We start from the raw sequence: 20,467 nt of genomic DNA, 5'->3' as shown, positions 1-20,467 counted from the left end.
CCCTCAGGGCGATGCGGCCTGAACGCGCACATGGTCGATGAAGCGGTCGACCACCGGCTGGCGCGAGACCGGCCAGATCAAACTGGTGTCGCACGCCAGGCCGCTGGCCGGCAAGGCCCTGTACACCACGCCCGGGCGCTGCAACCGGGTGACCGACTCCGGCACCCAGGCCACGCCCATGCCCGCCGACACCAGGTTGACGATGGTCTGCATCTGGATCGCTTCCTGAGCGATCTGCGGCACGGCCTGGTGGGCGCTGTACAACGAAAGCAGCGCATCATAAAGCGACGGCGTGATGGGCCGCGGGAAGATCACCAGCGGTTCGTCCAGTGCCGCGCGCAGGTCCGGCGTGGTACCAGCGGCGAGCGGATGGTCGCTCGGCACCGCCAGTGCCAGCCGCTCGTGCAGCACGCGCAGCGATTCGAAACCGGGCGGGGGCGCGGCGCCCGCCGCATGCAGCACGAAGCCGGCGTCGATCTCGCCGGCGGCGAAGGCGGCGAGTTGGACGTCGAGCGTTGCCTCCTTCAGGGCCAGCTGCACGCCGGGATAGGCCTCGCGGAAGCTCTTCAGCCAGCCCGGCAGCGGCCCGTACCCGACACTCGAGACGAATCCCAGCCGCAGCCGCCCGAGCTGGCCCTCGGCCGCGGCGCGCACCAAGGGGCCGAGCCGGTCGGCGTCGGCGAGCAGGCGACGGGCCTCTGGCAGCAGTGCCGCCCCGGCGGGACTCAGCACCACCGAACGCCGGGTGCGGTGGAACAACGACGCACCCAGCGCGGTTTCGAGCTGGCGGATCGCGATGGTCAGCGGCGGCTGCGTCATGTGCAGGCGGGCCGCCGCGCGGCCGAAGTGCAGTTCCTCTGCCAGCGCGACGAACTGGCGCAACTGCCGCAACTCGAAAACGCCGCTCATGACCTGCCGCTGTAATTCATGTGGTGTATTAAAAAGCCATCAAAGATATATTGGAGCACAGCTAGCGACCGTCGCATACTGCGCTCTGGACGACCTACCGACCCCACGAGGAAGACATGAGCTACAACCGCCGCTCCAAGAACATCACCGAGGGCGTCGCGCGCGCGCCCAACCGTTCGATGTACTACGCCCTGGGCTACCAGGCCGACGACTTCAGCAAGCCGATGATCGGTGTGGCCAACGGCCATTCGACGATCACGCCGTGCAACTCGGGGCTGCAAAAGCTGGCCGACGCAGCCGTCGAAGGCATCAAGGAAGCCGGCGGCAACGCGCAGATCTTCGGCACCCCGACCATCAGCGACGGCATGGCGATGGGCACCGAAGGCATGAAGTACTCGCTGGTGTCGCGCGAAGTGATTTCGGACTGCATCGAAACCTGCGTGCAGGGCCAGTGGATGGACGGCGTGCTGGTGGTAGGCGGCTGCGACAAGAACATGCCCGGCGGCATGATGGGCATGCTGCGCGCCAACGTGCCGTCCATCTACGTGTACGGCGGCACCATCCTGCCCGGCCGCTATAAGGGGCAGGACCTGAACATCGTCAGCGTGTTCGAGGCGGTGGGCCAGTTCTCGGCCGGCAAGATGAGCGAGGAAGACTTCTGCGAGATCGAGCGCCGGGCCATCCCGGGCAGCGGCTCGTGCGGCGGCATGTACACCGCCAACACCATGAGTTCGGCCTTCGAGGCGTTGGGCATGAGCCTGCCCTATTCGTCGACCATGGCCAACCCGCACGACGAAAAGGTCGAGTCCGCCAAGGCGTCGGCCCGCGCGCTGGTCGAAGCCGTCAAGCGCAACCTGAAGCCGCGCGACATCGTGACGCGCAAGGCGATCGAGAACGCCGTGGCAGTGATCCTCGCGACCGGCGGCTCGACCAATGCGGTGCTGCACTTCCTCGCGATCGCCCATGCGGCCGAGGTGGAGTGGACGATCGACGACTTCGAGCGCATGCGCAAGAAGGTGCCGGTGCTGTGCGACCTGAAACCCTCGGGCCAATACCTGGCGGTGGATTTGCACCGCGCGGGCGGCATCCCGCAGGTGATGAAGCTGCTGCTGAACGCCGGGCTGCTGCATGGTGATTGCATGACCATCACCGGCAAGACGGTGGCCGAGAACCTGGCCGACGTGCCGGACGTGCCGTCGGCCGACCAGAACGTGATCCGCAGCATCGACGCAGCGCTCTACCGCGAAGGGCACTTGGCCATCCTGCGCGGCAATCTCGCGCCCGAAGGTTGTGTCGCCAAGATCACCGGGCTCAAGAACCCGGTCATCACCGGCCCGGCGCGCGTGTTCGACGACGAACAATCCGCCCTGGCCGCCATCATGGCGAACCAGATCAAGGCCGGTGACGTGATGGTGCTGCGCTACCTCGGCCCCAAGGGCGGGCCGGGCATGCCCGAGATGCTGGCGCCCACCGGCGCCTTGATCGGCCAGGGTCTGGGCGAGTCGGTCGGCCTGATCACCGACGGCCGTTTCTCCGGAGGTACCTGGGGTATGGTGGTCGGCCACGTGGCGCCGGAGGCCGCCGTGGGCGGCACCATTGCGCTGGTGCAGGAAGGCGATTCGATCACGATCGACGCTCATCAGCTGCTGCTGCAGTTGCAGGTGAGCGACGAAGAACTCGCCCGCCGCCGCGCGGCGTGGCAAGCCCCGGCCCCGCGCTACACCCGCGGTGTGCTGGCCAAGTTCGCGCGCAACGCGTCGAGCGCCAGCTCGGGTGCCGTGCTAGACAAGTTCGAATGAGGCTCCGCGGCGGCGGCGGGCGTCGGCCCAGCCCCGCCGCCGCCATCCGCGTTCAGCGCCGGCGGCGCTCTTCCATGCCCAGCGCCGCCATGTTCTTGCGGCGCCGTTCCTTCTTGCGTTCGTCGATCTTGTCGATCTCGCGGCGCTTGGTATAGCCGCTCCAGTCGGCCCAGGCCCACCAGAGGACGGCGCCGACGAAGGGCGACAGCACCCACCACCACGCCCAGCCGCCGACCGGACCGAAGTCAAGCCACTTCATCACGATCAACAGCAAACCCAACACCACAAACCACATGACTTTTCTCCGGCAACGCCCGGGGAGCACGGTGAGACCGGTCAACCACGGCGCATAGAATGCGTTGAACAAAATGTAAACCAACCCCACGTGGACCGAAAGGACGTAATGAAACACGTACTCGCTCTCGTTGCAGCACTGGGCGCGACGCTGGCCTCACCGGCCTTTGCCAGCCAACAGCTGGCGCAGCAGAAAAACTGCATGGCCTGCCACGCGGTCGACAAAAAGCTGGTCGGCCCCTCCTTCAAGGATGTCGCGGCCAAGTACGCCGGGCAAAAGGACGCCGTGGACAAGCTGTCGCAAAAGATCATCAAGGGTGGCGCCGGCGTCTGGGGTCCGGTCCCGATGCCCGCCAATGCGCAGGTCAGCGAGGCCGAAGCCAAGCAACTGGTGCAATGGGTGATGTCGGTGAAGTGAGCACTCGCGGTGCCGCGGCACCGGCCAGAACATTGATGCGACCCGTCCTGCCGGCCTCGGCAAGGGCGGGTTTGTTTTTTATGGCGGGGTCGTTTCCGGCGCCACGCCGTCGTCCAGCAGGGTCACCTCGACCCACCCCCTCAAACCATTGACAAACACCACCGCCTCGGCCCGCGCCAGGTCGGCCGGCGTCAGCGTGGCTTCGACCCACTGTCCCGCTTCGACCAGCTCGGCGCGGTAGACCCCGTTCAACAGGCCGCAGTGCAGCGCCGGCGTGTACCAGCGGCCTTGCAGGCGCAGCCCGAGATTGCCGCGCGTGAACTCGGTCAGCTCGCCCCGCTCGTTCCACAGCAACGTGTCGAACACGCCCGCCTCCCGCGGCGCGTGCTGGTCATAGGCTTCGCGACGGGTGGTCTTGAAGCGAACGAACTCGCTGCTGGCGTCGATCGGCGCCTGCGCCAGTTGCACCTGCGGATGTTCCGGCGTCGCTGGCAGGGCCGTCGCCTCGGCGGACACGGCGCCGGCGGCGTCGAGCAGCAGCCGCACTCGCCACACCCCTTCGGCATGGGCGGCTGCCAGCGCGTCGAGGGCCGCGGCGACGGCACCGGCGTCGAACGGGTAGGCGAAATGCTGCGCGGCGCCGGCCATCCGCGCCAGATGCCGGTCGCGGCGGCCGTACACCCCGCGCTCCAGCCGCAGCGTTTCGAGCAGTTGGAACGGCCGCACCCCACGCTCCAGGAAGCCGCGCTTGACCTTCCATTCACGCTGCTCCGCGCCCACCGCCGCGTCGGCGGTGATCCCGCTGCCGATGCCACACACCGCGGTCCCCTGGTGCAACTCCAACGTGCGGATGGCGACGTTGAACGTGGCCGCACCGCCCGGCCGCAACACCCCGACGGCACCGCAATAGACACCGCGGGGTGCTGCCTCCAGCTGCCGGATCCAGTGCATGGCCCGCAGCTTCGGCGCCCCGGTGACCGAGCCGCACGGGAACAGGGCGGCGAACACCTCGGCCAAGCCGACACCGGCCCGGGTGCGGGCCTCGACGTCCGACGTCATCTGCCACACAGTGGGCCAGGCTTCCGGATGAAACAGCCGCGGCACCCCGACGCTGAACGGTTCGGCCACACGCGAGAGGTCGTTGCGGATCAGGTCGACGATCATCAGGTTTTCGGCACGCTCTTTCTCCGACGCCACCAGCGCCTCGGCCAGCGCCCGGTCCTGCTCGGGCGTGGCGCCGCGCGGCGCCGTCCCCTTCATCGGGCGCGACAAGATGCCAGGCGGCTGCCAGTCGAAAAACAGCTCGGGCGACAAAGACAGGATCTGCCGGCCGTCGCCACAGTCGATGCAGGCCAGGTAGCCCTGGGGCTGTGCGCGCCGCAAGGCGTCGAACAGCGCGCGCGGCTCTCCCGCCCAAGGGCTGCGCAGCCGGGTGGTGTGGTTGACCTGGTAGACCTCGCCGGCGGCGATGGCCTCATGGATGGCGCTGATGTCGGCGGCGAATCGGGCCGGGTCGGTGTCGTCGCGCCAGTCCATCGCCGCATACGGGCCCGTGTCGGCCTGCTCCGGCCACGCCTGGAGCGACTCGAACACCGCGAACCAGGCGAGGGGTCCGTCGGCCGCTCGCACTTCGGCCCGCGGCTCGAAGGCGGGCGCCGCCTCGTAGCGGACATACCCGACGCACCACGCACCCTGCTGTGATTGCTGCCAGGCGGCGTCGATCACGCTGGCGACGTCCTCGAGGCGGGTCGCGCTCAACACCTCACGCAGGTGCGTCAGCATGCCGCGCAGCGGGGCACCGCCGCGAGGCGAAATGAAATCGATCAGGGCGTAGGGAGAGGACGGCAGGGACGACATCGTCGCGCAGATGCAAGTCAGGCGGCGAAGTCTAATCCCCGAGCCCTCCTCGGCACGGGCGCGACATGCGACCAGGCCCTCGCCCGGCACGACACCGGGCTCACGAGATCGGCGGCGGCGTCACCCCCACGGCGAAACAGCCGAGGGCGAGGACCGCTCGGGCTCGCACCCGCCCGGCTCGCGGTGGCGGGGTGCGGCCGCCGGGCTCAATTGGTCTGCGACAGCTGCTCGAGGATGGCCGGGTTCTCGAGTGTCGAGGTGTCCTGCGTGATGGCCTCGCCGCGGGCGATCGAGCGCAACAGCCGGCGCATGATCTTGCCGGAGCGGGTCTTGGGCAGGTTGTCGCCGAAGCGGATGTCCTTGGGCTTGGCGATCGGGCCGATCTCTTTGCCCACCCAGTCGCGCAGCGCCTTGGCGATCTGCTTGGCTTCCTCGCCGGTCGGGCGCGGCCGCTTCAGCACCACGAAGGCACAGATCGCTTCGCCGGTCGTGTCGTCGGGCCGGCCGACCACCGCGGCCTCGGCCACCAACTCGGTGTGCGAGACCAACGCCGACTCGATCTCCATCGTGCCCATGCGGTGGCCCGAGACGTTCAGCACGTCGTCGATGCGACCGGTGATCGTGAAATAGCCGGTCTTGGCATCGCGGATGGCGCCGTCACCGGCGAGGTAGTACTTGCCCTGGAAATCGGCCGGGTAGTAGCTCTTCTTGTAGCGCTCCGGGTCACCCCAGATGGTGCGGATCATCGCGGGCCAGGGCCGCTTGACGACCAGGATGCCGCCCTGCCCCCACGGCACGTCCTTGCCGGTCTCGTCGACCACGTCGGCGACGATGCCGGGGAAGGGCAAGGTGCAGGAGCCGGGCACCAGCGGGGTCGCGCCCGGCAAGGGCGTGATCATGTGACCGCCGGTCTCCGTCTGCCAGAAGGTGTCGACGATGGGGCAGCGGCCGCCGCCCACGTTGGCGTGGTACCACTCCCAGGCCGCCGGGTTGATCGGCTCGCCCACCGAGCCGAGGATGCGCAGCGAGGTGAGGTCGTAGCGCTTGGGGTGGACGTCCGGGTTGGCCTCGGCGGCCTTGATCAGCGACCGGATCGCCGTCGGCGCGGTGTAGAAGATGGTGACGCGGTGGTTCTGGATCATCTTCCAGAACCGGCCGGCGTCCGGATAGGTCGGCACGCCTTCGAACATCACCTGGGTGCCGCCGTTGGCCAGCGGGCCGTAGGCGATGTAGGTGTGGCCGGTGACCCAGCCGATGTCGGCGGTGCACCAGAACACGTCGTCGGGCTTGAGGTCGAAGGTCCACTTCGTCGTCAGAGCGGCGTGCAGCAGATAGCCGGCGCTCGAGTGCTGCACCCCCTTGGGCTTGCCGGTCGAGCCCGAGGTGTAAAGCAGGAACAGCGGATGTTCGGCTTCCACCCATGCCGGCTCGCAGCGGTCGGGCTGGCCGTCGAGCAGTTCGTGCAGCCACTTGTCGCGCGGGGCATTGAAGCCGACATTGCCGCCGGTGCGACGGTAGACGACGACGTCGCGGATCGTGTCGCAGCCGCCGAGCGACAGGGCCTCGTCGACGATGGCCTTGAGCGGCAATTGCTTGCCCCCACGCAGTTGCTCGTCGGCGGTGATCACCGCCACCGCGCCGGCATCCTGGATGCGGTCGCGCAGGCTTTGCGCGGAGAAGCCGCCGAACACCACCGAGTGGGTCGCCCCGATGCGGGCGCAGGCCTGCATCGCGACGACACCTTCGACCGACATCGGCATGTAGATGACAACACGGTCGCCCTTCTGGATGCCCCGCGACCGCAGCGCGTTCGCCATCTGGCAGGTGCGCGCCAGCAGCTCGCGGTAGGTGACGCGCGTGACCTGGCCGTCATCGGTCTCGAAGATGATGGCGGTCTTGTCGCCCAGGCCCCGCTCGACGTTCACGTCGAGGCAGTTGTACGAGACGTTCAGCCGTCCGTCTTCGAACCATTTGAAAAACGGCGCGTCGCGCTCGTTCAGCACCTGCGTGAACGGCGTCTGCCACGTCACGAACTCGCGCGCCAGGCGTGCCCAGTAGCCGGTGTAATCCTGCTGCGCCTCGGCGACGAGCCGCTGGTACGCCTCGAGCCCGGAGATGTGCGCGCTCTTCACCAGTTCTTGTGGGGGGAGGTAGACCTTGGGTTCCTGCACGGGGGTCGACATGACCGTCTCCTTTCGGGGCAATGGATGATGAATGGCGCCGGGTCGATCGCCCAACGAGAGGCGCACCGTTCATGTGCGCGGCACCTTAGTGCGACCCTCTTACGAACGGCTTACTCTTGCGGCACGTGGACGAAACGCTTGATACGGCGGGTTAGCGCTGCCGCGCCGGGTGGGCCGACGGACGGAGCCGGACGGCGGCGACGCCGGTCGGACGGCGCGAGGCGTGAGACCCGAGCGCGGGGTGGGTGGCGTGGCCGGCATCGGCTGCACGGCCTGGCCCTGCGGGCTGGCAACTGGTTCTGACACAACGGCACGGCGCGACGGCAGGCCGGGACGGTCCCAGCAGGCCGCACCCGCCGCGGAAGGCGACGCCTGTACTGGAAGAGCCCTCCCGGCGCAGGCTCGACCGCCTGACCTTGTTGTTCGCTTTATGGATCACGGGTATCGATCTGTGGATCACCATTTGCGCACACTACTATCTCGGCTCGCAAGACTCTGCTGGCAACTTCTACAGTGCTGCCGCTTTTCCGACGGCGTCTGCGTCGCCGGGGCCGTAGTCGTCGATGCGGTCGACGAGGGGCGCCTGGGCGGCCGGGCGGGCGACGCGGCCGGCTGCGTCGGCCCGGACGAGCCGCAGGCGTGACAAACACACGCGAGCGGCGATCGCGACCGCCCGCCGGCGCCGCGGGCCGGGAGCGCCCGCGGCCGCCCGCGCGATAATCCCAGGCTGCCCCGCACTACTCCTCACACCATGACCACCACGATCCGACACGACGACCTGGTCGAAAGCGTCGCCGCCTCGCTCCAGTACATCAGCTACTACCACCCGGCCGACTACATCCAGCATCTGGCGCGCGCCTACGAGCGCGAGGAGTCGCCGGCCGCCAAGGACGCCATCGCGCAGATCCTGACCAATTCGAAGATGTGCGCCGAGGGCCGTCGCCCGATCTGCCAGGACACCGGCATCGTCAACGTGTTCCTGAAAATCGGCATGGACGTGCGGTTCGAAGGCTTCCCCGGCTCGATCGCCGATGCCGTCAACGAAGGCGTGCGGCGCGGCTACCTCAACCCCGACAACAAGTTGCGCGCCTCGGTGCTGGCCGACCCGCACTTCGAGCGCAAGAACACCAAGGACAACACGCCGGCCGTCATCCACATGGAAGTGGTGCCCGGCAACACGATCGACGTGATCGTCGCGGCCAAGGGCGGCGGCTCGGAGAACAAGTCGAAGTTCGTGATGATGAACCCCAGCGACTCGCTGGTCGACTGGGTGCTCAAGACGGTGCCGACCATGGGCGCCGGCTGGTGCCCACCCGGCATGCTGGGCATCGGCATCGGCGGCACCGCCGAGAAGGCGATGCTGCTGGCGAAAGAGTCGTTGATGGAAGACATCGACATGTACGACCTGCTGCAGCGCGGCCCGCAGAACAAGCTCGAAGAACTGCGCATCGAGCTGTACGAGAAGGTCAACGCGCTGGGCATCGGCGCGCAGGGCCTGGGCGGCCTGACCACCGTGCTCGACATCAAGATCAAGACCTACCCGACGCACGCCGCGTCCAAGCCGGTGGCCATGATCCCGAACTGCGCGGCGACCCGCCATGCGCATTTCGTGCTCGACGGTTCCGGCCCCGCCTACCTCGAGCCCCCCAGCCTGGACCTGTGGCCCGACGTGAAGTGGGCGCCCGATTACAACAAGTCGAAAAAAGTCGACCTCGACCGGCTGACGCGTGAAGAAGTGGCGAGCTGGAAGCCAGGCGACACGCTGCTGTTGAGTGGCAAGATGCTGACCGGCCGCGACGCGGCACACAAGCGTATCCAGGACATGCTGGCCAAGGGCGAGTCGCTGCCGGTGGACTTCGCCAACCGCGTCATCTACTACGTCGGCCCGGTCGACCCGGTGCGCGACGAAGTGATGGGCCCGGCCGGCCCGACCACCGCCACCCGCATGGACAAGTTCACCGAGATGATGCTGGCGCGTACCGGGTTGATCGCGATGGTCGGCAAGGCCGAGCGCGGACCGGTCGCGATCGAGGCGATCCGCAAGCACCAGAGCGCTTACCTGATGGCGGTGGGCGGGGCAGCCTACCTGGTGTCCAAGGCGATCAAGCAGGCCCGTGTGGTGGGCTTCGAAGACCTGGGCATGGAAGCAATCTACGAGTTCGAGGTCAAGGACATGCCGGTCACGGTGGCGGTCGACGCCGGCGGCACCTCGGCGCACATCACCGGCCCAAAGGAGTGGCAGGCGAAGATCGGCAAGATCCCCGTCGCCACCGCTTGACCGCCGGCCACTGGCCCGGGCCTCCTCCGAGGCCCCGCTCCAAACGCCCTCTGCGCTCTGCGCCAAGGGCGTTTGTCTTTCAGGGCCTCCGGACGCTGCCGTCCTCGGCTGCCGAACGGCGCTTGCGTATCGTTCCAACGCTCGCTATGCTGTACATCCATACAGTAGTACCACCCGCCGACGGCGTCCGGGCCGGCGTTGGCGGGCGGCCCCTGCCACCCATTCGCCCGAGGGAGTCCGTATGTCACAAGCAGTCAAGGCCATCCCCGATGGCTACACCTCCATCACGCCCTACCTCACCATCAAGGGCGCAGCCGACGCGATCGAGTTTTACAAGAAGGCCTTCGGCGCCGTCGAGAACATGCGCATGAACATGCCGGGCGGCCTGATCGCGCACGCCGAAATCAGCATCGGCGGCTCGGTGGTGATGCTGCACGACGAGTCGCCCCAGTGGAACGCGCTGAGCCCCGCCACCATCGGCGATTCCGGCACCACGCTGATGCTGTATGTCGACAACGTCGACGCCGTCGTCGAGCGTGCGGTCGCCGCGGGCGCCACCCTGACGATGGAAGTCGCCGACCAGTTCTACGGCGACCGCAGCGGCAGCGTGAAAGATCCGTTCGGGCACAAGTGGCACATCGCCACCCACGTTGAGGACGTGCCCCCGGACGAACTCGAGCGCCGCGCCGCGCAGTTGTTCGCGCAGCCGGCTTGAGCGGTGACGGTGCCGGGCGCCGCGCGGGCAGCGCCGCCGGGGCTCAAGGCGGGGGGCGACGCGCGGCAAGCGCCGAACCGAATGATGTCGAGGTCGGACGGCCCACCTTCAGCCGTGTGGGGCCGTCCTGGTGCCGCAGGCGCCGCCGCCGTTGGCTTGCGCGCGGCCGCCGGTCAGAGGCTGGCGAGGCTCTCGCGCCGCCGTCGGTCGGTCAGACGCCCGCCAGCACCCTGAGATGGGCACCGACGCTGCGGCCCAGTGCGCTCAGGTTGTAGCCGCCTTCGAGGCACGAGACGATGCGTCCCTTGCAATAGCGCTGCGCCACGTCTTTGATGCGCCGGGTGATCCACTCGTAGTCGGCCTCGACCAAGCCCATCTGGGCCAGGTCGTCTTCGCGGTGGGCGTCGAAGCCGGCCGAGATGAAGATCATCTCGGGCTTGAAACGCTCCAGCCGGGGGATCCAGATCGCCTCGACCAGTTCGCGGATCTCCATGCCCTTGGTGTAAGCCGGCACCGGCAGGTTGACCATGTTGTCGGCCGCGGGCTCGGTGCCGCTGTAGGGATACAGCGGGTGCTGGAAGAAGCTGACCATCAGCACCCGGTCGTCACCGGTCAGGATCTCCTCGGTGCCGTTGCCGTGGTGCACGTCGAAGTCGACCACCGCCACCCGCTTGAGGCGGCGCACGTCGAGCGCGTGGCGCGCCGCGATCGCGACGTTGTTGAAGAAGCAAAAGCCCATCGCCTGACTGCGCGTGGCGTGGTGGCCGGGCGGCCGCACCGCGCAAAAGGCGTTTTCCAGCTGCCGGTCAAGCACCGCGTCAGTGGCTGCCACCGCAGCGCCGGCAGCCCTCAGCGCGGCGGGCCAACTGTGCGGGCAGATCACCGTGTCCGGGTCGACCGCCCGCCGCTCGCCGCTCTGTGCCACTTGCGCCATCAGGTCGCGCAGGTTGGCGACGTAGCCGGCGTTGTGGGCGAGTTGCACGTCGCTGAGCGCCACTTCGGGCGCCTCGCGCTGATTCAGCGCCACATCCAGGCCGGTCGCCAGCAGAAAGTCGTTGATGGCGTCGAGTCGTTCAGGACACTCCGGGTGGCCCGTCCCCATGTCGTGCCGCCGGCAATCGGGATGGCTATAGAAGCCGGTCGCCATTTGAACTCGTCCCCGTCGAACAGTCGTGTTTTCGGTTAAGGTGCCCGCTATGAGCGCCTCTGTGCATGCGCAGCTGCAACGGCTGCTAGATCAGGTTAACACGATCATTGTCGGCAAGCATCGCCAGGTCGAAGACAGCGTCGCCTGCCTGCTGGCCGGGGGCCACCTGCTGATCGAAGACGTACCCGGTGTGGGCAAGACCACGCTGGCCCACGCGCTGGCGGTGTCGCTGGGGCTGCGCTTTTCCCGGGTTCAGTTCACGGCCGACCTGATGCCTTCCGACCTGGTCGGTGTCAGTGTCTACGAGCGCGGCAAGGAAGCCTTCGTGTTCCACCCCGGCCCGGTGTTCACGCAGGTGCTGCTGGCCGACGAAATCAACCGTGCCGGGCCCAAGACGCAAAGTGCCTTGCTCGAGGCCATGGAAGAGCACCAGGTCACCACCGAGAGCGAAACCCGTCCGTTGCCGTCGCCGTTTTTCGTGATCGCGACGCAGAACCCGAGCGACCAGCTCGGCACCTACCCGCTGCCCGAATCGCAGCTCGACCGCTTCCTGATGTGCATCACGCTCGGCTATCCCGACCGGGCCTCGGAGCGCCAGCTGCTGGCCGGCAATGACCGCCGCCACGCGATCGAACACCTGCCGCCCGTGATGACACCGGCGGAATTGCGGACCGCCCAGCAGGCGGTGCTGCAGGTGCACGCCGCCGACCCCTTGCTTGACTACCTCCAGGACCTGATCGCCGCCACGCGCTCCGGCCGCTGGTTCGTCGAAGGCCTGAGTCCCCGGGCGGGCATAGCCGTGCTGCGCGCCGCCAAGGCGCGTGCGCTACTCGCGCAGCGCAGCTATGTCGCACCCGACGACATCCAGGCCATCCTGCCGCAAGCCATCGCCCATCGCCTGATGCCGGTGGCCAGCAGCGGGCGCGGCCGCGCCGAGCAGGTGCAAGCCATGATCGAGGCCGTGCCGCTGCCTTGAACCCGTGACCGCGTCTGCCCGCAGTAGCATGGCCACCACCACGCCCTTCGGCCGCCTGCCGGCCACACCGCTGGCTTGGGTGCAGCGGCGCTTCCAGGCCTGGTGGCAAGCGCGCATCCCCCTGTCCGACACGCAGCTGCTGACCCAGCACAACGTCTACATCCTGCCCACCCGCCCGGGCGTCATGTTCGCCCTCACCTTGCTGGTGTTGCTGCTGGCGTCGATCAACTTCCAGCTCAACCTCGGCTATCTGCTGACCTTCCTGCTGGCCGGTGCCGGCGTCGCCGGCATGTACGTGACCCATGGCACCCTGCGCGGGCTGACACTGCGCCTCAAGCCGCCGGCGCCCGTCTTCTGTGGCGAGCCGGCAACGCTCGAAGTGACCCTCACGAGCGAAGACCGGCGCAACCGCTACGGCATCGGTTTGCGGGTGTACACGCCCGGCAGCATCGACGGCTGGAGCTGGACCGATGTGCCGCCGCAGGCGCAGGCCGTGACGCATGTCAGCTTCCAGCCGCAGGCGCGTGGACTGCACCCGGTGCCGGCCCTGACCGCCGAGACGCGCTTTCCGCTCGGGATCTTCCGCGTCTGGTCGGTCTGGCGGCCGGCGTCGCAGCTGCTGGTCTACCCGGCGCCGGAAGTGCAGGCGCCGCCTTTGCCCGGCGCCTTGCCGATGCCCGGCGGACCGATGAGCGCGCGCCAGGCTCAGGGCGGCGAAACCGAAGGGGTGCGGGCCTACCGACGCGGCGATCCGCTGAAGATGGTGGTGTGGAAGAAGGTCGCGAAAAGCGACGAAATGGTCAGCCGAGACACGTCGGCGCCGTCCCGCCAGGAACTGTGGATCGACTACCAGCAAGCCGCCGTGCCGGGCATCGAGGCGCGCCTGTCGCGCCTGGCGGCGTGGGTGATGCTCGCCGACCGGCTCGACATGGTCTACGGGCTGCGGCTGCCGGGCCGGGAGATTGCTCCGGAACATGGCGAGGCGCACCGCCGCCGTTGTCTGGAGCAGCTGGCATTGTTCGCCGGCTAGCACCGCTCGTCGACATGAAACCAAGGCTGTACTGCGCAGGTGATCTCCCGTCCCGCCACCACCGCACCGACGTCGTGCCGCCGCTTCCCCGGCCCTTGTGCACACGCCGACCGCCGGCTCTGCGGCCTCCCATTCGGCCCTGGCATGGCGCCTGGTAATACCCTGCTTTCCCCCGCCCTAAGGGCCCCCCGGACATGCAAGCTGTCAACGTAATGTCCTCCTCCACCTCCCGCGGCGGTTGGTGGTCCCGCTGGGCGCACTGGCCCCGCGAAACCCGAGACACCCTGTTCCTGCTCGCCGTGATCGCCTGGGTGGTCGGGCCCCACGTGGCGCACCTGCCGGTGTGGTGCTCCGCGCTGGCCGGTGTGGTGCTGCTGTGGCGTGCATGGCTCGCGCTTGCGGGCCGCCCGCTGCCGTCACGCTGGATGCTGGCGCTGTTGCTGCTGGCCTCGCTCGGCGCCACCTGGCTGAGCCACCGCAGCCTGGTCGGCAAGGAGGCGGGGGTCACGATGGTGGTGGTGCTGATGGCCCTGAAAACGCTCGAGCTGCGTGCGCGGCGCGACGCCTTCGTGGTGTTTTTTCTCGGCTTTTTCCTGGTGCTGACGCACTTCCTGTACTCGCAGTCGCTGCTGCTGGCGGTCGCGATGGTGGTCGCGGTGTGGGGGCTGCTGACCTCGCTGGTGCTGGCCCATATGCCGGTCGGCCATCCGAGCCTGCGCAACGCCGGTGGCCTGGCAGCGCGCATGTGCTTGTTCGGCGCGCCGGTGATGGTGGCGCTGTTCCTGCTGTTCCCCCGCTTCGGGCCACTGTGGGGTGTGCCGAGCGATGCGTCGGGCAGCCGCACCGGGCTGTCCGATGTCATGGCGATGGGCACCGTGGCCGAGCTGGCGCTGGACGACACCGTCGCGATGCGCCTGCGCTTCAACGGCCAGGAGCCGCCCCCCGAAGCCATGTACTTCCGTGGCCCGGTGCTGTCCCAGTTCAACGGACGCGAGTGGTTGCCGGCGCGGCGGAACGACTGGCGGCCCGAACAGCGGGTCGCCGCGGCGCTGCAGCTGACGGGGCGTCCGTGGCAGTACGAGGTCACCGTCGAGCCCACGCGGGTGCCGGTCCTGGCCCTGCTGGAAGTGACCTCCGACGTGAAGTCCGACGACGACCTGCGGGTGCGCCGCTACGACGACCTGCAGTGGGGCCTTCCCCGTCCCCTGATGGAGCGCCGGCGTTTCGCCGCCACCGCCTACTCGAACTTCCGTCATGGTCCCGAAGCCTCGGTGCCCGGCCTGCAGCAGTACCTCGAGCTGCCGGCGGGCTACAACCCGCGCACGCTGGCCTGGGCGGCCGCGCTGCGCCAAGACCCGCGCCTTGCACAGGCGAATGCCCGTGCGCTGGCCGAGGCCGTGCTGCGTCACATCCGCACGCAGGGGTATGCCTACACCTTGAGCCCGGGAATCTACGGGGATGAGCGTGGTCGACATGCCATCGACGAGTTCTGGCTCGACGGCAAGCAAGGTTTTTGCGAACACTTCGCCGGCGCCTTTGTCGTCGTGATGCGCGCGCTCGGCGTGCCGGCGCGTGTCGTCACCGGGTACCAGGGCGCCGAGCGCAACCCGGTCGACGGCTACTACCTGGTGCGCAACAGCTTTGCCCATGCCTGGGCGGAATATTGGCAGCAAGGTCAGGGCTGGGTGCGCGCCGATCCAACCGCCGCCGCGGCCCCCGCCCGGGTGACGCGCCCGCCGAGCCTGCGGCCCAACCAAGGCCTGGTGTCCTCGGTCTTCGACACGGTGGACCCCACCGCCTGGCGACATCTGCAGCACCGATGGGACGCCCTCAACAATGCCTGGAGCCAATGGGTGCTGAACTACTCGCAGGGGCGCCAGCGCGACCTGTTGAAGGGCCTGGGCTTCGACACCCCCAGCTGGCGCGACCTGGCCTTGCTGTTGGCGCTGCTGGTCGCCGCTGCGTCCGCAGGCGGGGCCGTCTGGGCCTGGTGGGGACGCCAGCGCCAGGACCCGTGGCTGCGGCTGTACCACCGGATGCGCATGCGCCTGGCCGATGCCGGCCTCGAATCCGGCCCACACACGCCCCCCCGAGAACTGGCGCAGCGGGCGCTGCAACGTTTCGGCGAGCGGGCCGCAGGCGTTGCGGCCCTGTTGAACCGGCTCGAAGCCGAGCGCTACGGGCCCCCTCCGGCCGGCGGCCGCGGCGCCTCTACACTGACACGTTCGCTCGCGCGCGACCTGCGGCGGGCCCTTGCCCACCTTGACCATGCTTGACAAGACCTGCCTCGCCCCGCGTCCCCGCCGGCGGCCCCTTGCCCGTTGGCTGCTGGCCACTTCGCTCGTCTGCAGCACTGCGTTCGCTCAAAACCGCCACTCGCCCGATGCGCCGGACGTCGTCACTTATGGCGGCCGAGCCGACGTGATGGGCCTGGCCGACGAGATTGCCCAGCGCCAGCAACTCGACGCCGCGTGGGTGCGCGACGTGCTGGGCCAGTCGCGCTTCATCCCGGCGGTGGCGCGCTACATCATGCCGCCCTCGGCCGGCACCGCGAAGAACTGGGCCGCCTACCGTTCCCGCTTCGTCGAACCCAAGCGCATCCGCGCCGGCCTCGCCTTTTGGGAGGCGAACGAGCGCTGGCTGCGGCAGGCGGAACAGATGTACGGGGTGCCGCCCGAAATCGTCGTCGGCATCGTCGGTGTCGAAACCATCTACGGCCAGCAGATGGGCAACTTCCGTGTGCTCGACGCGCTCGCCACCCTCAGCTTCGACTTCCCGCCCGGGCGGCGCGACCGCACCGCGTTCTTCCGGCAGGAGCTGGAGCAGCTGCTGGTGCTGTGCCGCAGCGAAGGGCTCGATCCGCTGACGGTGCGCGGCTCTTACGCCGGCGCGATGGGCATGCCGCAGTTCATGCCGAGCAGCTGGAACAAATACGCCGTGGACTTCGACGGCGACGGGCGCGTCGACCTGCGCCACAGCACGGCCGACGTGATCGGCAGTGTCGCGCACTACCTGGCCGAGTTCGGCTGGCAGCGCGGCCAGCCCACCTATTTCAACGTGGCCGCGCCGGTCGAGGTGCGCGACCGTGCGGCACTGCTGGTGCCCGACATCCTGCCCAGTTTCACCGCCGAGCAGTTCGCGCAGCACGGCGCCAGCCTGTCGGAAGAAGGACGCCGCTTCGAGGGCAAGCTGGCCCTGATCGAACTGCAGAACGGCGACGCCGCGCCCAGCTATGTGGCCGGCACGCCCAACTTCTACGCCATCACGCGCTACAACTGGTCGAGCTATTACGCGATGGCGGTGATCGAGTTGGGCCGCACGGTGGGCGCGCTCCACGCCGCCCGTCCAACGACGCACTGACGCCGCAGCGGAGGGGTGATGCCGCTGCACCGCGGCGCGGTGCAGCCGTCACACGCTGCGGATGTCGATGTGCACCTGCATCCTCTCGTCGCCGCCGCCACGACGAATACCCTTGACCGGTGGGCAGGCGCCGTAATCGGGCCCCACCGCCAGCCGCACATGCCGCTCGTCCATCAGGCAGGCATGCGTGACGTCGACACTCACCCACCGACGTGCAGCGATGTCGACACACACGTCCACCCAAGCGTGGCTGGCCAGTTCCGGCGCATCGGGCGCATGAAAATAGCCGCTCACGTAACGCGCGGGCACGCCGTGGCTGCGGCACGCCGCGATGTACACATGCGCCTGGTCCTGGCAGACGCCCTTGCCCCAGTCGAAGGCCTCCAGCGCGGTGGTCTGCACCCCGGTGTGCCCCGGGCGATAACGCACCTGCTCGATCACGGCGGCGGCCAGCGCCAGCAGGCGCTCGACCGCGGGCCCTCCGTCGAGGTGGGGCGCGGCGAAATCGGCGACACGGCGGTGCGGCTCGGCCAACGGGGTGGTGCGCAAATAGAGCTGCGGCGACACCGCCTGCTCGGCGTCGACCAGCTCGTGGCAGGCGGTGGTCTCGACCAGACCATGCGCCCGGATCGTGCCCTTGCGCATGCGCGGCGGCAGCGTGTAGGTGTGGGTCAGGTTGCCGTAGCCGTCGACGCTCGCGAACAAGCGCCCCGGCGCCTGGACCTGCCACTCGAGCACACGCTGGTGCGCCGAGGTCGCCGGCGTGAGGCACACCACCTGCACCCCGTGCTCCAGCTCGCTGCTGTACTCGTAGTGGGTGGCGTGATGGATGGCGAAACGCATCTGCTGGAGGTCTCCGGTCCGGGGCTGGTGCTGCTGGGGACGACAAGGGCCTGGCGCGGACAAGGGGGCCTGCCCCTCAGCTTTGCGCCGGCACCAGGAAGTCGCGGCTGATCCCCAGCCCCAGTTCACCGACGCGATCGAGAAACTGCGTCAAGAAGGCATGCAAGCCGGTCGACAGGATCTCGTCGATGCGGCCGTACTGCAGGTCGGCGCGCAGCCGGCCGGCGCGTCGCAAGGTCTCGTGCGACTGCTCGTTCGACACGCAGCCCAGGTTCTGCACCACTTCGTTCATGCAGGCCGCCAACGAGCGCGGCATGTCGGCGCGCAGGATGAGCAGCTCCGCGACCTTCTCGGGCTGGATCACGTTGCGGTAGACCTTGCGGTACACCTCGAAGCCCGACACCGACCGCAGGATCGCCGACCAGTGATAGAAGTCGTATTCCAGGTCCTTGCGGCTGGCGGCCCCGAAGAACTCGCTTTGCACCGCGTGGAACTTGACGTCGAGCAGCCGCGCCGTGTTGTCGGCCCGCTCGAGGAAGGTGCCGATGCGCAGGAAGTGAAAGGCTTCGTCCTGCAGCATGGTGCCCAGCGTCACACCGCGCGAGAGATGCGAGCGGAACTTGACCCACTCGAACAGCTGCGCCGGGTCGCGCCGCAGCCGCCCGCCGTCCATCAGGCGCTTGAACTCCAGCCAGGTCTGGTTTTGCGTCTCCCACACCTCGGTGGTGAGCGTGCCACGCACCGCCCGCGCGTTTTCACGTGCCGCGCGCAAACAGGCCGCGATGCTCGACGCATTGCTCTCGTCGCGCACCATGTAGTCCATCACGTTGCGCGCTGACACCTCGTCGTAACGCTCTGAGAAGTCGCTTGTCAGCTCGGAGATGCTCAACAGCCCCTTCCAGCCCAGTTCAGCCACCCCCGCCGATTGCGGCAGCAGCGCGGTCTGGTAGTTGACGTCCAACATGCGGGCGGTGTTCTCCGCCCTCTCCATGTACCGGGCCATCCAGAACAAGTGATCGGCGGTCCTAGATAGCATCTTCGACTCCCAGGGCGGAGAACCCCGCCGCACGCTGCCGCGTGTGCTGTGCTGTACCGGCTACGCCGCAGCCGGCCAAGGCCGGCTGACCCGCCCGCTCCATGTACCGGGCCATCCAGAACAAGTGATCGGCGGTCCTAGATAGCATCGCTCATCCCTCCAGCACCCAGGTGTCCTTGGTCCCACCGCCCTGGCTGCTGTTGACCACCAGCGAGCCTTCCTTGAGCGCCACGCGGGTCAGACCGCCCGGCACCATCTGCACTGTCTTGCCGCTCAACACGAACGGCCGCAGGTCGATGTGGCGCGGCGCGATGCCACTCTCGACGAACGTGGGACAGGTCGACAACGACAAGGTGGGCTGGGCGATGTAGCGCGCCGGGTCGGCCTGCAGCCGGGCCCGGAACTCTTCCACTTCCTGCCGGCTGGCCGTCGGGCCGATCAACATGCCGTAGCCGCCCGCGCCATGCACTTCCTTGACGACCAGTTGGTCGAGGTGGGCCAGCACATAGGCCAGGTCCTCGGGCTCTCGACACAAATAGGTCGGCACGTTGTTGAGCACCGGCTTCTCACCGAGGTAGAACTCGATCATCTTGGGCACATAGGGATAGATGGATTTGTCGTCGGCGATGCCGGTGCCGATGGCATTGCACAAGCCGACGTTGCCGGCCCGGTAGACGCTCAACAGCCCGGCGCAGCCCAGCGTCGAATCGGGCCGGAAGGCGAGGGGGTCGAGGAAGTCGTCGTCGACGCGGCGATAGATCACGTCGACCCGCTTCGGGCCGCGCGTGGTGCGCATGTAGATGAAGTTGTCCTTGACGAACAAGTCCTGGCCCTCGACCAGCTCGACGCCCATCTGCTGCGCCAGAAAGGCATGCTCGAAGTACGCCGAGTTGTACATGCCGGGCGTCAGCACCACCACGGTCGGCTCGCTGACACCGGCCGGCGCGGCCGTGCGCAGCGTCTCCAGCAACAGGTCGGGATAGTGGTCGACCGGCGCGATGCGGTGTTCGCTGAACAACTCGGGGAACAGCCGCATCGTCATCTTGCGGTTCTCCAGCATGTAGCTGACGCCGCTGGGCACGCGCAGGTTGTCTTCGAGCACGTAGTAGGTGCCACTGCCGTCCGGGTTGCCGGCGCGTACCAGGTCGATCCCGGCGATGTGCGCATAGACGCGGCACGGCACTTCCACCCCCAGCATCTCGGGCCGGAACTGCGCGTTGCCGAACACCTGCTCGGGCGGGATCAAACCGGCCTTGATGATGGCCTGGTCGTGGTAGATGTCGTGGATGAAACGGTTGAGCGCGGTCACCCGTTGCGTCAGGCCCCGCTCCATCTCGCGCCATTCATGCGCCGGGATGATGCGCGGGATCAGGTCGAACGGAATCAGCCGCTCGGTGCCCGCGCCGTTCTCGTCTTTCTCGCCATAGATCGCGAAGGTGATGCCGACACGCCGGAAGATCATCTCGGCTTCTTCGCGCCGCGAGCGCATCACGTCACGCGGCTGCGACGCCAGCCAGCGGTCGTACGTGCGGTAGTGGTCGCGCACCGTGGCACTGGTCGCGTGCATTTCGTCGAACTGGGATTGCATCGTGTGTCTCCGCGGGTCCTTTAGCAAGAAGCAG

The 20,467-nt window shown here is 68.3% G+C and carries 16 protein-coding genes and 1 pseudogene; 8 read left to right on the top strand and 9 right to left on the bottom strand.

Annotated elements, in window-relative coordinates; translation table 11 throughout:
- Positions 1-3 precede the first annotated feature (3 nt).
- Positions 4-909 (bottom strand): LysR family transcriptional regulator, encoded by a 906-nt coding sequence (locus AAW51_RS08605; protein ID WP_047194275.1) that lies wholly within the window; start codon positions 907-909, stop codon positions 4-6.
- 116 nt (positions 910-1,025) lie between these two features.
- Here AAW51_RS08605 and ilvD point away from each other — a divergent pair, with 116 nt between their 5' ends.
- A complete protein-coding gene (ilvD, locus tag AAW51_RS08600) occupies positions 1,026-2,708 on the top strand; it encodes a dihydroxy-acid dehydratase (protein ID WP_047194274.1) in 1,683 nt (560 codons plus the stop codon).
- 52 nt (positions 2,709-2,760) lie between these two features.
- Here the strand turns inward: ilvD and AAW51_RS08595 are convergent, their stop codons facing one another.
- Positions 2,761-3,120: a TIGR04438 family Trp-rich protein gene (locus AAW51_RS08595; protein WP_335337670.1), complete on the bottom strand. Its 360-nt coding sequence runs from the start codon at positions 3,118-3,120 to the stop codon at positions 2,761-2,763.
- Between AAW51_RS08595 and AAW51_RS08590 the strand changes: the two genes are divergently transcribed.
- On the top strand, positions 3,112-3,420 hold the full coding sequence (locus tag AAW51_RS08590; RefSeq protein ID WP_047194272.1) for a c-type cytochrome: 309 nt from the start codon (positions 3,112-3,114) through the stop codon (positions 3,418-3,420). The two genes, AAW51_RS08595 and AAW51_RS08590, sit on opposite strands and share 9 nt — an antisense overlap.
- A 78-nt stretch (positions 3,421-3,498) precedes the next feature.
- Here AAW51_RS08590 and pabB read toward each other — a convergent pair whose 3' ends face one another.
- On the bottom strand, positions 3,499-5,277 hold the full coding sequence (pabB, locus tag AAW51_RS08585) for an aminodeoxychorismate synthase component I (RefSeq protein ID WP_047194271.1): 1,779 nt from the start codon (positions 5,275-5,277) through the stop codon (positions 3,499-3,501).
- 206 nt (positions 5,278-5,483) lie between these two features.
- Positions 5,484-7,460, bottom strand: a complete 1,977-nt coding sequence (gene acs, locus AAW51_RS08580) for an acetate--CoA ligase (protein WP_047194270.1) — start codon at positions 7,458-7,460, stop codon at positions 5,484-5,486.
- A gap of 751 nt (positions 7,461-8,211) precedes the next feature.
- On the opposite strand from acs, the gene AAW51_RS08575 reads away from it, so the two are divergent.
- Together AAW51_RS08575 and AAW51_RS08570 are read left to right on the top strand one after the other, a co-directional pair.
- Positions 8,212-9,738, top strand: a complete 1,527-nt coding sequence (locus tag AAW51_RS08575; protein WP_047194269.1) for a fumarate hydratase — start codon at positions 8,212-8,214, stop codon at positions 9,736-9,738.
- Between the two features lie 241 nt (positions 9,739-9,979).
- A complete protein-coding gene (locus AAW51_RS08570) occupies positions 9,980-10,453 on the top strand; it encodes a VOC family protein (RefSeq protein ID WP_047194268.1) in 474 nt (157 codons plus the stop codon).
- Between the two features lie 211 nt (positions 10,454-10,664).
- Here AAW51_RS08570 and AAW51_RS08565 read toward each other — a convergent pair whose 3' ends face one another.
- Positions 10,665-11,600 carry a histone deacetylase family protein gene (locus tag AAW51_RS08565; protein ID WP_047194267.1) on the bottom strand — a complete coding sequence of 312 codons (936 nt, stop codon included), beginning with the start codon at positions 11,598-11,600 and terminating at the stop codon, positions 10,665-10,667.
- A 49-nt stretch (positions 11,601-11,649) separates the two neighbouring features.
- Between AAW51_RS08565 and AAW51_RS08560 the strand changes: the two genes are divergently transcribed.
- From AAW51_RS08560 to mltB, 4 genes are all read left to right on the top strand, one after another.
- Positions 11,650-12,576 (top strand): AAA family ATPase, encoded by a 927-nt coding sequence (locus tag AAW51_RS08560; protein WP_047194266.1) that lies wholly within the window; start codon positions 11,650-11,652, stop codon positions 12,574-12,576.
- Positions 12,577-12,604: 28 nt separating this feature from the next.
- Positions 12,605-13,606, top strand: a complete 1,002-nt coding sequence (locus AAW51_RS08555) for a DUF58 domain-containing protein (protein ID WP_157359682.1) — start codon at positions 12,605-12,607, stop codon at positions 13,604-13,606.
- Between the two features lie 212 nt (positions 13,607-13,818).
- Positions 13,819-15,882, top strand: a complete 2,064-nt coding sequence (locus tag AAW51_RS08550) for a transglutaminase TgpA family protein (RefSeq protein WP_047194264.1) — start codon at positions 13,819-13,821, stop codon at positions 15,880-15,882.
- Positions 15,875-16,966 (top strand): lytic murein transglycosylase B, encoded by a 1,092-nt coding sequence (gene mltB / locus AAW51_RS08545; RefSeq protein WP_047194263.1) that lies wholly within the window; start codon positions 15,875-15,877, stop codon positions 16,964-16,966. Before AAW51_RS08550 ends, mltB begins: the two co-directional genes overlap by 8 nt.
- A 48-nt stretch (positions 16,967-17,014) precedes the next feature.
- Here mltB and AAW51_RS08540 read toward each other — a convergent pair whose 3' ends face one another.
- The 4 genes and pseudogenes from AAW51_RS08540 to AAW51_RS08530 all read right to left on the bottom strand — a co-directional run bounded on the left by AAW51_RS08540 (position 17,015) and on the right by AAW51_RS08530 (position 20,433).
- Positions 17,015-17,809 (bottom strand): transglutaminase family protein, encoded by a 795-nt coding sequence (locus AAW51_RS08540; protein WP_047194262.1) that lies wholly within the window; start codon positions 17,807-17,809, stop codon positions 17,015-17,017.
- A gap of 76 nt (positions 17,810-17,885) precedes the next feature.
- A complete protein-coding gene (locus AAW51_RS08535) occupies positions 17,886-18,845 on the bottom strand; it encodes an alpha-E domain-containing protein (RefSeq protein WP_047194261.1) in 960 nt (319 codons plus the stop codon).
- Positions 18,846-18,924: 79 nt separating this feature from the next.
- Positions 18,925-18,993: pseudogene (locus AAW51_RS31325) on the bottom strand (alpha-E domain-containing protein); the annotation flags it as partial.
- A 3-nt stretch (positions 18,994-18,996) separates the two neighbouring features.
- A complete protein-coding gene (locus AAW51_RS08530) occupies positions 18,997-20,433 on the bottom strand; it encodes a circularly permuted type 2 ATP-grasp protein (RefSeq protein ID WP_047194260.1) in 1,437 nt (478 codons plus the stop codon).
- Positions 20,434-20,467 lie beyond the last annotated feature (34 nt).

This window comes from Caldimonas brevitalea, from assembly GCF_001017435.1.
Lineage (GTDB): Bacteria > Pseudomonadota > Gammaproteobacteria > Burkholderiales > Burkholderiaceae_C > Caldimonas > Caldimonas brevitalea.
The sequence above is the reverse complement of the archived record's forward strand: the minus strand, read 5'-3'. Positions and strand labels throughout refer to the sequence as shown.